Raw genomic sequence first — 14,045 nt, 5'->3', positions numbered from 1 at the left:
AAAAGTCAATAGTATTTTTTAAGAATACAGTATAATATTACTTTTTTTTTAATATAATATTGTTTTTGGCATAGCCCATCTAAATTTACCTCTAGTTTCTGATCCTCCAATCCCCTTATATCCAGTTACAGTTTGTTCTATAACCTCATCTATAGGTACTACTACATCTATTCTTGAACAAGCTATCTTTTCAACTATAAATACTGGATCTAATGCGTGTATCATTATTCTCCCAGGCGAACTTGCATAATTAGCCCCTGCCTTTATTATTTGCTCATAATTAGATTGACATGCTCCTGCAAATATTACAAGGCTATCAAAATTAGGTTCCCATTTTCTAGCCTCTTTAACTGCTTTTATAAAATTTAGAGAGTTTTTATAATTATTTATATCCTTCGTATTTCCTTTCTTAGATGAAAGAGCATCATGACCTGTTATAACCAATATATCTGGATTATGTTTTTCTAGAAGGGCTCTTACCTCTTTATATTGGTTTTGCTCAGGTATAGCAACTCCTACAGCTGGAATCCCAAGCTGAGTGTATACATCTAAGCATATCTTTAAATATTCTTTATCTCCATCTATTTGCAATACCTTCCCAGGTATTCCATAAACATTAGCATTAGCTTGCGCCTTTGGTATTCCCCTCATATTTTTTTTCTGTCTTTCTTTTGCCTTTTTTACTGATCTATACAATAAATTTTCAACATTTCTATCTATTAAAATATCATTCATATCAGGCAGTTGCACTATTTCTAAATCATCTAAATATGCATCTGCTACAATTCTAAATGCTATACCCTTTAATATCGCTATTTTTTTATTATTCTCATCTATGCTAAAAGCTTCTATTTTAAATATAATATCCTTATTATAAGATTTTCTAGCTACTACATCCCCTATTCTCATAACTGTCCTCCCAAATAAAAATTATCTTAATACATAATATGTCCTTAGAATATTTTTGTTCCTTCTGAAAGAATATAAAACATTTTTTTGTTGAAAAATAGAAAATATGGTGATAACATATTTTGAAACAAATTTTTATTTTTAGGTGATAATATGACTGATAGAGAAAAAGAAATTTTAGATATACTAAAAACAAACCCTATGATTTCGCAAAAAGAGTTAGCTGATATACTATGTATAACACGATCTTCTGTAGCTGTACATATAACTAACCTCATGAAGAAAGGTTATATTAAGGGAAAAGGTTATATTTTAAAAAAAGATAATTATATAACTGTTATTGGAGGGTCTAATATAGATATAGTAGGTATACCAACTAATCCACTTATAATGTATGACTCTACTCCAGGCAAGGTTAATATTTCAGTTGGTGGTGCTGGACGAAACATAGCAGAAAATATTTGTAGATTAGGAATTAATACAAAGCTTATTTCTGCAATAGGAAATGATTTATACGGAAATACAATCTTATCCGAGTGTAAAAATTACGGTATAGACGTAGATGATTGCTATATATCAAATGAAGAATCAACATCAATTTATGTATCTATTCTTAATAATTCAAATGATATGAATATTGCTATTTCCCATATGGATATCATAGATAAATTAGATATCCCTTTTATTAATTCTAAACATTTGCCAATAAGTGATTCGTTGGCTATAGTAATTGATACAAATTTATCTGAAGATACAATAGACTTTATTACAAAAACTTATACAAATATTCCAATCTTTGTTGATATAGTTTCTTCATCAAAGTGTATTAGAATTAAAAATTTCCTTGGAAGGTTCGAAGCTATAAGTTTAAGTCAAAAGGAAGCAGAGATTTTATCAGATATTAAGATTTCTAATGAAAATGACTTACATATGTGTTTTAACTATTTTTTAGGCAAAGGAATAAAAAGAGTTTTTATAAATCTTGATAAAAATAATATTTTTTCATCTGATGGTAAAAATATTATACATATAAAGGATTTAAGCATCGATACAGTTAGTGTTACAGGATCAAGAGATGCATTTATGTCTGGAATTGTTTACAGCTACTTAAACAAATTTGATTTGAAATATTCTACAGAGCTTTCTGTGGCTGCCTCAATTTTAACTTTATCTCATAAATCAGCTGTAAATCCAAACTTATCAATAGAAAGCATAGAAAAAACTTTAAAGGAGTTAATCTCATGTTAGAAAAGTATTTACAGATACATTCGGAAGTTCAAAAATCAATTTCTGCTGGAGAACCTGTTGTCGCTCTAGGATCTGATATTATTTCTAATGATACGCATTATCCTAAGAACATAAATGTCACTAATGATATTTGTAAAGTAATTAGAAATTGTGGAGCTATACCTGCCACAATTGCAATTATAGATGGTATTTTAAAAGTTGGACTTACAGAAGAAGAAATCGAACTACTTTCTTTAAATAAGAATATAATCAATGCGGATAGGAAGGATATACCATTTGTTATATCAAGAAAACAAACATGTTCTACAACTATTGCTGCGTCCATAGTATTAGCTAATTTAGCAGGTATTAAAGTATTTGCTACTTCTCACCTTCAAGGAGTGCGTAGAGAATCAGATAATATATTTGACATATCCACAGATTTACGCGAATTAGTCAATACTGACATTGCTGTTATTTGTTCTGGAATAAATTCCACTTTAAATATAGGATCGGCCTTAGAATATTTAAATACAAACGGTGTTCCAGTAATCGGATATAAAACAAACGAAATATCCTCTTCTTATGAAAGAAAAAATAGTTTTGCTGTAGACTATAATATTGACTCCCCTTTAGAGATTTCAAAAGTATTAAAAGCTAAATGGGATTTGAATCTAAGAAGTGGAGTACTAATAGTTAACCCAATAATAAACGATGAAATTGAAGATAGTAATATTCAACTTATATATAATAACGCTAAACTCGCTGCCGATATAACAAAAAACTTATATAAACTATATAAATCAAAATTATAAATTAAAAAGGATGCCACAAAATATACACTTTGAGACATCCTTTTTGATTTATTAATTTTCTTTTTTAAGTTTAGTGCTACTTTTTATTTATCTTACTTTCCACAGCACTTCTTGTATTTTTTACCGCTTCCACAAGGACAAGCATCATTTCTTCCAACTTTATCTTCTTTAACTATAGTTTTAGAGTTTTTGAAAGCTTTTGTTAATTCTTTTCTCTTTTCTGCAGATAATATTTCTTCCCAACCTGGTAAGCTATGTAACCAATGAGCTTCAACAGCTACCATGTTGTAGTATAATTTTTCCCAATCTATTTTTACAGTAACTTTTGTATCAGCTTCTATAGATTCTAAGTCTAAATCTTCTTTTAAACTTTCACTTATTCCATCTAAGAATCCCATTATGTATTCGTTTGAAGTATTGAACTTTTCAGCTAATTCAGCAACTGTTCCTTCTACTACTTCCATTTTGTTATTTAATATTTCATTGTATATTGTAGTTTCTACCTTTAAGTACTCTTCCCAGAATTTTATTTCTTCTTCTTGGCTAGCATGATTTTCGCTTAAAGATCTCCATTCAGTAAATAAACTCATACTTTTTCCTCCTAAAATTTCTATCTTTTTTATATTATAAATTACTATAAATTTATCAACTTATGCTATAGCATTAATTATTTAACTATTCTATTATATCATAATTAAATAATTCTTTTAATACTTTTATAGCATAGTCTTGTTCTATAAAATAAGGGCTACTAGCTATAGTAATAACCTTAGCCCCTTTTATAAGCTCTTTTATTTTATTAAGCCTAAATTCGTATGGTATATAATCCATATCTTTTGAAAATATATCTAAATCTATATCCAAAACATATTCTCCTTCAACTTTCATATCAAACCCATATGAGCTATCTATGATTATAGCTTCTGAAAATACCTTATGCTTAAGGGCTGGTTTTATAAAATTACCAACATTCAAAACTTTATTAGTATACCTAAATACGTCGTCCATATCATTTATATTGACATCATAATTTATAGGTTCTCTCATATCTTTGTGTTGGTCTACATGAACTACTTTACAGCCCTTTGTAAAATGTTGTTGCTTAAGACTTTTCATCCAAAAATAAAAAGCATGATTATGATTGTCAAAAACATAAACTGTCTTATCATCAATCTTATATTCAACCATATTTTTTAAGCCCTTAGCTTTTATTTCATTTCCTTCATCTATCTCATTGAAAACTATCTTATCACCTAAGGCAACATCCTCTAAAGTTCCTTTTATTAACTTAGGTACATAAACATTTTTATTCTCTCTATCTTCATAAGAAAATTCATTATTCCCTATTGGGTCTTCAATATAAAATCCTACATACTTATCCATACTCAAATCCTCATTATTAATTTTTATTTTTAATTGATTATCTTACAGCACTCTAATAGTTTAAACAAAATTTTGATATTTAATTATAAATATATTTTATTTTTAAACTTACAAAACGGTAATCTAAAACCACTCTTCCCGTAAGGCTTTTTTAGCACCAGCCTGATATAATAAATCTCACGACAAACAAAATAAGTTTACAGGAGGTATCACAATGTCAGGTTTAATATTAACAATTATATTACTATTCCCTTTTATATTAACATTTGTATCTTACTTTCTAACAAACGGTATATGCTTAAATAATAATAACGAAGACTTAAATCTCCAAGATTTAGTTCATATATAACAAATTTTATTCTACATCCTAAATAAAAAAAGGGTGCTTTAAAATTCATTAATATAATTACCTAGGGCGTAAGATGAAATAAAAATTATTATTTCCACCATCGCCCTTAATTATATTATTTTGATTTTAAACAGCCCTATTATTTACTAAATAAATCCCATGGGTATTCTTTTGGAGGTTCACATATAAACTCCATTTTTTCTTTAGTTGTAGGATGAGTTATCTCTATTTTATAAGACCATAACGCTATTTGTTGGCCTACTTTATTTACATCTTGACCATATCTTTGGTCCCCAAATAAGGGATGATTTCTGCTTGCAAATTGCACTCTTATTTGATGTGGTCTTCCAGTCTTCAAATCTATTTGAACAAGACTAAAGTTATTTTTACTTTGTAAAGTTTCATAATCTAATTCTGCATTTTTAGCTTCTTTATGATTCTTATTTACAACACTAACCATATTAGTCTTCTTATTTTTATAAAGGTAGTCTTTTAAAGTATCTTCCTTTTTATTCATCGTTCCATGAATAACAGCTCTATAAGTCTTTTTAAAACTTTTGTTTCTTACTTGCTCTGATAGCCTAGATGCTGCTTTTGAAGTTTTAGCAAATACCATTACTCCTCCAACAGGTCTATCTAATCTATGTATTAATCCAATGAACACATTCCCTGGCTTATTATATTTTTCTTTTACATAGTTTTTCAGAAGATTAACCATATCCTTATCATTAGTATCATCACCTTGAGACAGTATATTCACAGGTTTTTCTACTACCAATAAATGATTATCTTCATATATAACTTTTATCATTATTTACTCTCCCATCTTCCAAATATTCCGCATGGAAGAACTTTTCCGTCTCTTGATGTTGGTATTCCTATCTCTCCACCATATATTTTCCCACCTTTAGCTTTTCTAGCTACAGTTGCATCTAATATATGTTCTAATATTATAGGTGATAAACCTGTTGTATATGAGTTTATTAAGAAGAATAAAGGATTATCTGATAATACCTTAGTACATAAATCTACTAATCCATATAATTTTTCTTCTATTTGCCATACTTCTCCCTTAGGTCCTCTTCCGTAAGATGGTGGATCCATTATTATAGCATCATATTTATTTCCTCTTCTTATTTCTCTTTCAACAAACTTTACAACATCATCTACTATAAATCTTACTTTTCTATCACCTAAGCCTGATGTATGTAAATTTTCTTTTGCCCAAGTAACCATTCCTTTAGATGCATCAACATGACAAACTTCTGCTCCTGCTGCTGCACATGCTACCGTTGCTCCTCCTGTATAAGCAAAAAGGTTTAACACTTTTATTGGTCTTCCTGCATTTCTTATTTTATCCATTGACCAGTCCCAGTTGGCTGCTTGCTCTGGGAATAAACCCGTGTGTTTAAATCCAGTTGGACTTATATTGAATTTTAATTCTTTATAGCTTACAGTCCATTTTTCTGGGTATTTTTTCTTAGTCTCCCAGTGACCACCACCCTTTGCACTTCTATGATAATGCCCATGTGGATTTTTCCATAATCCACTTTCATTTCTTATCGGCCACATGACTTGAGGATCTGGTCTTCTTAATACTACATCTCCCCAACGCTCTAATTTTTCTCCGTTACCCATATCTATAAGTTCATAATCTTTCCATTTATCTGCTAATATTAACATCTTATTCCTCCTGCTAAATTTCTCTTCAATCTTATGTATTATACCATATTTAGTTATATTTTCGCTCTTTTAAATAGTTTATATACTTTCATTTGCTTTATTACTAACATTATTTTATTTATTTCATTATTAATAATTTAATTTCTCATAGCATATTATATTGTAATTGATAATCTAAATAAAGGGGGATTCTTTGTGGCCAATTCTCAATCTGTAAGTAATTGTCTGTATAATCTTATTTATACTGATTTTAATGAAGAGTTTTCTAGAAACTCTACTTTTTACTATAATATCCAATATCCATCTTTCTTTAATTTTAGTAATGGATATTTCTTTGCGAATCCATCTATCTTAAATAATGTAAGCACTCTTATAAAAGAAGATGTTAATGATTTTAGAGATGGTCTTGCGAAAGAAGAACAAGATTATAACTCAACTGTATCCAATGATAAACCCGAGGAAAAAAGAATTTATAGTGCATTTTCCAACTTTGCAGTTACATTTAATAAAAATCATTTACTTAGTGTTATTGTCAATGTGTTAGGATTTTCAGGAAACAGTTTACCTAAATACGATACATTATATAACTATAATTATGATTTACTTACAGGAAATAAAATAGCTTTAAAAGACATATTTAATCCAGGGGTAGATTATATAAAAGTTATTACAGATTATGTAAGTTATAAAATAAATCAAAATAAAGATTTATACTTTGAGAATGTTGAATTTTTTATCACAGATGATCAAGCATTTTACCTTGAAGATGACGGCTTGGTTGTTTATTTTGACGCCGGTCAAATCGCTAAGGAAGAGTTTGGAACTTCTAAATTTAAATTAACATTTAGTAAATTTGCTCCTTATATACATCCTAGATTTTATTGTGAGGGTACAAATCTCAAAAGGAGAATTTATAGAAGATAGAAGTTTACTCTATTTATATAAATTAACCTAAAAACTGTAAGCTATGAAATAATTAATAGCTTACAGTTTTTTTATGTATATTTTTTTTATTTATGTCCATAATTTAAATAAATATATTATAGGGGGTATAAATATGATTGAATTAGGTAGACAAAGTATAATCGAAGGGATACTTGAATTACAAATGGAAGAAGAACTTAAATTAAAAAGCGCTATAGAATCAATAAAACTTATATTAGACAAAGATGAAATATCAGATTTTGATAAATTAAAATATATAAACACTCAACTTGGAGATATAATGATGCTTAATATATAAAATGGCTACCTCATACTTAAGGTAGCCATTTTATATATCTAATATTTATTTTGATATATCATAAACTTCTAATCCAGACTTGTTTATTTGCTTTTTCTTAACACCTACTAAAGCTTTTAAGGTATCTAAAGATGTCATTACTTCCGTTGAGAACTCTGTTGCAGTTCTTCTTATTTTGAATCCATCTCTAGTCGAGTCATTTCCTTTTGTAGGAGTATTTATTACTATATCAACTTGCTTATTTCTTATTGCATCTAATATATTTGGTCTAGATTCCTCTACTCTATTGACTACAGTAGCTTCTATTCCATTTTCTTCTAAACTCTTAGCTGTTCCTGATGTAGCTACAAAAGTGTAACCTAATTCTTTCATATCTTTTGCTATTTCCATAAATTCAGCTTTATCATAATTATTTATAGTAGCAAGAACAACTCCTCTTTCATCAGACATTTGCTTTCCTGCACCTATAAATCCTTTATATAGTGCTTCTTCTAAAGTTTCCCCTACACCTAAAACTTCTCCTGTAGATTTCATTTCAGGCCCTAAACTTACGTCAACTCTAGATAACTTAGACATAGAGAATACTGGAACTTTAACTGATATTAACTTAGGCTCTTTATATACTCCTGTTCCATATCCTAAATCTTTTAACTTAGCTCCTAACATACATTGAGTTGCTAAATCAACAATTGGCACTTTACTTACCTTGCTTATATATGGAACTGTTCTACTTGCTCTTGGATTAACTTCTATTATATATAATTCCCCTTGGAATTCTATAAATTGTATGTTAACCATTCCAAGTACGTTAAGCTCTAATGCTATTTTCTTAGTATAGTCTAATATTTTAGCTTTTATTTCATCAGATACATTCTGGCTAGGATACATAGTTATACTATCTCCAGAGTGAACACCAGCTCTTTCTAAGTGCTCCATTATACCTGGTATTAATATTTCTTCTCCATCACAAATTGCATCTACTTCTATTTCTCTACCAGTTAAATACTTATCTATAAGAACTGGATTTTTCTTATCTCTTTCAAATGCGCTTTGTAAGTATGATTCTAACTTATGCTCTTCATAAGTTATTTCCATACCTTGACCTCCAAGTACATAAGATGGTCTAACAAGTACAGGGTATCCTAATTTACTAGCTTCCTCTATACCTTCTTTAACTGACCATACAGCCTTCCCTTTCGGTCTATTTATATTTAATTTTTCTAATAATTCATCAAACTTTTCTCTATCCTCAGCTGCATCTATATCTGCAAAATCTGTACCTAGTATTGGTATTCTCTTTTCATCTAAGAATTTAGCTAACTTTATAGCTGTTTGACCACCAAATTGTAATATTACTCCATCTGGTTGTTCTTTTTCTATTATGTTTAATACTTCTTCCTCTGTTAATGGTTCGAAATATAATTTATCAGATGTATCGAAGTCTGTACTTACTGTTTCTGGGTTGTTGTTAACTATTATAGTTTCTATTCCCATCTTTCTAAGTGCTTTAACACAGTGAACTGAACAGTAGTCAAACTCTATACCTTGACCTATTCTTATAGGACCAGATCCTAAAACTACAACTTTTTTCTTGTCATTTACTACAACTTCATCATACTCTTCATAAGTTGAATAGTAGTATGGAGATAATGCATCAAACTCCCCACCACAAGTATCAACCATCTTATATGCAGGCTTTATGCTATATAAAGTTCTTAATTCATAAACTTTCTCTGGACTTATTTTCATTAAGTCCGATATTCCCTTATCTGAGAATCCTTTTTTCTTTAGTTCAAGAAGATACTCTTTAGTTAAGTCTTCTATCTTCATTCCTTTTAACTTTTCTTCTTGCTCTACTATCCATTTAAATCTATTTATAAACCACTTATCTACACCAGTGATTTGTTCTATCATATCTATTTTGTAGCCTCTTCTTATCATTTCAGCTAAGTCGAATAATCTTTCATCGTCTGGCACTACTATACTCGCTTTTAATTCTTCTAAGCTCTTTTCTTCAGAAGGAGCATGAACTAATGAGTATTTTCCTATTTCTAGAGATCTTATACCTTTAAGCATCGCTGCTTCAAAGTTACTTCCAATACTCATTATTTCACCTGTCGCCATCATCTTTGTTCCTAACTTTCTATTAGCTTGCTTAAACTTATCAAATGGCCACTTTGGTATCTTAACTACTACGTAATCAAGAGTTGGTTCAAAACATGCGTAAGTTTTCTTTGTTACTGCATTTTCTATTTCATCTAATGTATATCCTAAAGCTATTTTCGCTGCAACTTTAGCTATTGGATATCCTGTAGCTTTTGATGCAAGAGCTGAAGATCTCGAAACTCTAGGATTTATTTCTATTATTGCATACTCTAAACTATGAGGGTTTAGTGCTATCTGGACGTTACATCCTCCTTTAACCTCTATTGCATTTATTATATCTATAGATGCTTTTCTAAGCATTTGGTATTCTTTATCACTTAAAGTCTGGCTAGGCGCAACAACTATACTATCTCCTGTATGTACTCCGACAGGATCTATATTTTCCATGTTACATACTGTTATACAGTTTCCATTACCATCTCTTATTACTTCGTATTCTATTTCTTTCCAACCTTTTATACTTTTCTCAAGTAGTACTTGGCTAACTGGACTTAATTGTAAACCTTGAGTAAGTATTTCTGTTAATTCTTCAACTGTTTCAGCTATACCTCCACCAGTTCCACCTAATGTGTATGCAGGTCTTACAACTACTGGATATCCTATTTTATTTGCAAATTCTAATCCACCTTCTAAGTCAGTTACTATATCACTTACTACCACTGGTTGGTTTATTTGTCTCATTACTTCTCTGAATGTATCTCTATCTTCACCTTTTTTAATAGATTCAACAGATGTTCCTATTATTTCAACATTATACTTTTCAAGTATACCTGCTTCATGTAATTCAACAGCTAAATTAAGAGCAGTTTGACCACCCATTCCTGCTAATAAACTATCCGGTCTTTCTTTTTCTATTATTTTTTCTATAAATTCTATTGTTAATGGCTCTATGTATATCTTATCTGCAATCTCTTGGTCCGTCATTATCGTTGCAGGATTACTATTTATTAATACAACTTCTACTCCCTCTTCTTTTAAAGCCTGACAAGCTTGAGTTCCCGAGTAATCAAATTCAGCCGCTTGACCTATTATTATTGGTCCTGATCCCAGTACTAATGTCTTTTTTATACTCTCTATTTTAGGCATAATCTTAATCTCCTTAATCTCTTAAATATTTATAACAACTATACTAATTCTAAGAATTTATCAAATACATAATCACTATCTTTTGGTCCAGGACAAGCTTCTGGATGATATTGTACGCTGTATATTGGTAATTCTTTATGTCTCATACCTTCCACTGTATCATCGTTTAAGTTTATATGAGTAACTTCCATATTTTCTGGCATCTCACATACATAGTACCCATGATTTTGAGATGTTATAAATACTTTCCCTTCTTCTAAATCTTTAACTGGATGGTTCCCACCTCTGTGTCCGAATTTAAGTTTTCCTGTTTTTCCACCTAATGTTAAAGCTAAAAGTTGGTGTCCTAAGCAGATTCCTACTATTGGCTTTTTACCTACTAATTCTTTTATATTTTCTATTACTTCTTCTAAATCTTCTGGATCTCCAGGTCCATTTGATAAGAAGATTAAATCTGGGTTTATAGCTAATACTTCTTCTGGCTTAGTTAATGCAGGGAATACTGTTACATCACAGCCACGAGCTGCAAATGATCTTAGTATATTTTGCTTAACACCAAAATCCATAACTGCTACTTTAGGTCCATTTCCTTCTATACGTTCTATTTCTTTTCTTGTTACTGTTTTTACTGCCTGTGTATTTGAGAAACTTTCTAACTTAGCCTTAACATCTTCTAATGAAGTATTTTCTAAAGTTATTATTCCTCTCATTGTTCCGTTATTTCTTAATATCTTTGTTAAAGCTCTCGTATCTATCCCTTCTAAACCAATTACTTTATTTTGCTTTAAGTATGTGTCTATATCCATTTCGCATCTAAAGTTGTTTGGAGTATCACTCTTTTCTCTTACTATAAATCCTTTTACATGAACACCTTTCGACTCAACATCTTCTAAATTTATTCCATAGTTTCCTATAAGAGGATATGTCATTGTAACTATTTGACCATAGTATGATGGGTCAGTTAAAACTTCACCATAACCTGTCATTGATGTATTGAATACTACTTCCCCTATGCTATCTTTTAAATATCCAAAGGCTTTTCCCTCAAATATCGTTCCGTCTTCTAATATTAATTTACCCTTCATTTAACCTACCCCCTAAGCATTTTCTATTTCATTTACTATTTTTTCTGCTGATTCTTTAGGATTTTCTGCTTTAGTTATAGGTCTTCCGACAACTAAGTAGTGAGCTCCTCTGTTTATTGCATCAGCTGGAGTAACGACTCTCTTTTGGTCTCCTACTTCTGACGATACAGGTCTTATTCCTGGACAAACTGTTACGAAATCTTTACCACAAGCCTCTACTATCTTATCAACCTCTTGAGCTGAGCAAACTATTCCATCTATTCCTGCTTCCTTAGCTAACTTAGCTCTCTTTATAGCTAATTCTTCTGTATTCATATTACATCCTATATCTTGTAAATCTTGATTGCTTAAAGATGTTAAAACTGTAACTCCAACTATTATTGGCTTTTCTATATTTAACTTTTCCGCTTCTTCTTTTGCAGCTAAAGCACATTGTCTCATACCTTCCATATCAGATACATGTATTGTCATTAACCATACCTTATCTCTTACTGCTGCTCTTACTGCACTTTGCATTGTATTTGGTATATCATGGAATTTGAGATCTAAGAATACTTTTTTTCCTTTTTTATTTAAATAATCTACTGTTTTTCCTCTTGTTGCTACATATTGTTCTAAACCTACTTTAAATATATCTACACTATCTTCTAATTTATCTATTAATTCTTTAGCTTTATCAAACTCATTAGTATCAATTGCAACTATTAATTTCTCTTTACCACTTATCATATGCCTTCTCCTTTTTAATAAAGCCTTAATCATAATAAAAAAGTCCCTATACCAAAAAGAGGTATAAGGACTCTATCTAAACATAATTTTTTTAAAATTAGTTATTAGATTTCTTTCTCAGCCTCTCTGGACTATTTTAAAAGACTTTATTCTATTTTATTTTATTAATGTTTATATTAAAAAAACCCTTTATCATCCAGATAAAGGGTTATAATGTAATCAAATTAATATTATCTAACCTTTTTAGACTCTCTGGACTAAATTCAAGGTATATTTTATTTTTATAAAAAAATTAAATGCTTCATACTCTCTCTGGAGTAACTTAAAGCTTTATCTTACATCAATTATTACATTTATTTTTCTTTATGTCAACTATTCTTTTGTTATAGTTTTCCATTATCAATTATACTTATTAAATAATTTTTTCCCCTTTTTCTTTTTGTATCTATATTTTCAAATTTAACATCCATTCCAAATTTTTTACAAGCTAAATCAAAATGACTTAATGCAATACCCATACTTATTTTAAAATCGTCTTCCATTCCTTTTTTAGCTTTTTCTTCATATACATCAAATCCATAATCTTTAGAATAAAATACCCATGGTTGACTATTTTTTATTGAAGGTGATACTCTTACAGCATTAAGAATTTTAACCCATTTTTTATCTATTTTTTTACATATCTTTTTTAACCTTTTTCTATCAGGTTCTGCATCTATATTTCTAAATAATGCCTCTTGTTTTTCAGCATATCCAAAGGCGATTACAGCGTATGGTTTCTCAATTTTTTTCTCATATTTTTCGTCATCTATATCAATTTCATCTAAATCTATAAATTCTAAAATATCATCCCTTTTTAAGTTACACTTTATCCAACATGTTGCTATTCCCAAAGATGTTATCCCTAGTAATATTTTTTCTGCTGCAAATCCAACATTTTCTAAATGATTCTCTCCTTCATTAGATGTAATTACTATATAATGAGGAGCTTTTACTTCACATGCTTTTCCCATTAAAAATTGAATTAAATGGCCCCTATCTACCACATGTGCTTTAATATTTAAGTCTTTATTTAGATAAGTTATATTGCTACATAAACCTTTAACTTCTTCCATTAACGATGATTTTATACTTTTTTTTGAATAATTCCTTATAGATTTTCTATAAAAAATAGCATCATATAACTCCATCTATTTCCTCCTAACTGAAGCACTCTACTTCGAACTTACTTGTTTAACATCATATTTATCTAATAGTCTATATTACTTAAAATAAACGTTTAGTTTCCATTATTATATTATAAATTCTTTTGAAGATTTTTGTATATAATTTAGTATAAATTTTATATTAAATTTTTTATTTTTTATTTA

14 protein-coding genes are annotated in these 14,045 nt (G+C 29.4%); 5 read left to right on the top strand and 9 right to left on the bottom strand.

What is annotated here, in order from left to right; genetic code table 11:
- Positions 1-48: 48 nt before the first annotated feature.
- A complete protein-coding gene (gene yabG / locus H8923_RS15910) occupies positions 49-909 on the bottom strand; it encodes a sporulation peptidase YabG (protein ID WP_153972842.1) in 861 nt (286 codons plus the stop codon).
- A gap of 153 nt (positions 910-1,062) precedes the next feature.
- Between yabG and H8923_RS15905 the strand changes: the two genes are divergently transcribed.
- Both H8923_RS15905 and H8923_RS15900 read left to right on the top strand, forming a co-directional pair.
- Positions 1,063-2,157: a PfkB family carbohydrate kinase gene (locus H8923_RS15905; protein ID WP_153972841.1), complete on the top strand. Its 1,095-nt coding sequence runs from the start codon at positions 1,063-1,065 to the stop codon at positions 2,155-2,157.
- A complete protein-coding gene (locus H8923_RS15900) occupies positions 2,151-2,951 on the top strand; it encodes a pseudouridine-5'-phosphate glycosidase (protein ID WP_153972840.1) in 801 nt (266 codons plus the stop codon). The genes H8923_RS15905 and H8923_RS15900 overlap by 7 nt, the downstream gene beginning before the upstream one ends.
- Positions 2,952-3,043: 92 nt before the next feature.
- Here H8923_RS15900 and H8923_RS15895 read toward each other — a convergent pair whose 3' ends face one another.
- A complete protein-coding gene (locus tag H8923_RS15895) occupies positions 3,044-3,541 on the bottom strand; it encodes an SEC-C metal-binding domain-containing protein (RefSeq protein ID WP_153972839.1) in 498 nt (165 codons plus the stop codon).
- Between the two features lie 85 nt (positions 3,542-3,626).
- Positions 3,627-4,334: a peptide arginase family protein gene (locus tag H8923_RS15890; RefSeq protein ID WP_153972838.1), complete on the bottom strand. Its 708-nt coding sequence runs from the start codon at positions 4,332-4,334 to the stop codon at positions 3,627-3,629.
- A gap of 214 nt (positions 4,335-4,548) precedes the next feature.
- Between H8923_RS15890 and H8923_RS17565 the strand changes: the two genes are divergently transcribed.
- Positions 4,549-4,683: a hypothetical protein gene (locus H8923_RS17565; protein WP_263457715.1), complete on the top strand. Its 135-nt coding sequence runs from the start codon at positions 4,549-4,551 to the stop codon at positions 4,681-4,683.
- 139 nt (positions 4,684-4,822) lie between these two features.
- Here H8923_RS17565 and H8923_RS15885 read toward each other — a convergent pair whose 3' ends face one another.
- A complete protein-coding gene (locus H8923_RS15885) occupies positions 4,823-5,494 on the bottom strand; it encodes an RluA family pseudouridine synthase (protein WP_153972837.1) in 672 nt (223 codons plus the stop codon).
- Entirely contained in the window at positions 5,494-6,366 is an 873-nt protein-coding gene (locus tag H8923_RS15880; RefSeq protein WP_153972836.1) for a class I SAM-dependent methyltransferase, read from the bottom strand. Before H8923_RS15880 ends, H8923_RS15885 begins: the two co-directional genes overlap by 1 nt.
- A 195-nt stretch (positions 6,367-6,561) precedes the next feature.
- On the opposite strand from H8923_RS15880, the gene H8923_RS15875 reads away from it, so the two are divergent.
- Both H8923_RS15875 and H8923_RS15870 read left to right on the top strand, forming a co-directional pair.
- The gene (locus H8923_RS15875; protein ID WP_153972835.1) at positions 6,562-7,290 is read left to right on the top strand and encodes a DUF3298 and DUF4163 domain-containing protein; all 729 of its coding nucleotides are present in this window, start codon (positions 6,562-6,564) and stop codon (positions 7,288-7,290) included.
- Between the two features lie 133 nt (positions 7,291-7,423).
- Positions 7,424-7,609 carry a hypothetical protein gene (locus H8923_RS15870; RefSeq protein WP_153972834.1) on the top strand — a complete coding sequence of 62 codons (186 nt, stop codon included), beginning with the start codon at positions 7,424-7,426 and terminating at the stop codon, positions 7,607-7,609.
- Positions 7,610-7,654: 45 nt separating this feature from the next.
- Here H8923_RS15870 and carB read toward each other — a convergent pair whose 3' ends face one another.
- From carB to H8923_RS15850, 4 genes are all read right to left on the bottom strand, one after another.
- Positions 7,655-10,861 (bottom strand): carbamoyl-phosphate synthase large subunit, encoded by a 3,207-nt coding sequence (gene carB, locus H8923_RS15865; RefSeq protein ID WP_153972833.1) that lies wholly within the window; start codon positions 10,859-10,861, stop codon positions 7,655-7,657.
- A 38-nt stretch (positions 10,862-10,899) separates the two neighbouring features.
- Positions 10,900-11,946 (bottom strand): carbamoyl phosphate synthase small subunit, encoded by a 1,047-nt coding sequence (locus H8923_RS15860; RefSeq protein ID WP_153972832.1) that lies wholly within the window; start codon positions 11,944-11,946, stop codon positions 10,900-10,902.
- A gap of 12 nt (positions 11,947-11,958) precedes the next feature.
- On the bottom strand, positions 11,959-12,675 hold the full coding sequence (gene pyrF, locus H8923_RS15855; RefSeq protein WP_153972831.1) for an orotidine-5'-phosphate decarboxylase: 717 nt from the start codon (positions 12,673-12,675) through the stop codon (positions 11,959-11,961).
- Positions 12,676-13,058: 383 nt separating this feature from the next.
- Entirely contained in the window at positions 13,059-13,865 is an 807-nt protein-coding gene (locus tag H8923_RS15850) for a nitroreductase family protein (protein ID WP_153972830.1), read from the bottom strand.
- Between the last annotated feature and the right edge of the window lie 180 nt (positions 13,866-14,045).

The sequence above is a fragment of the Romboutsia faecis genome (assembly GCF_014323405.1).
Classification (GTDB): domain Bacteria; phylum Bacillota; class Clostridia; order Peptostreptococcales; family Peptostreptococcaceae; genus Romboutsia_E; species Romboutsia_E faecis.
This window is presented reverse-complemented; position numbering and strand designations above follow the sequence as displayed.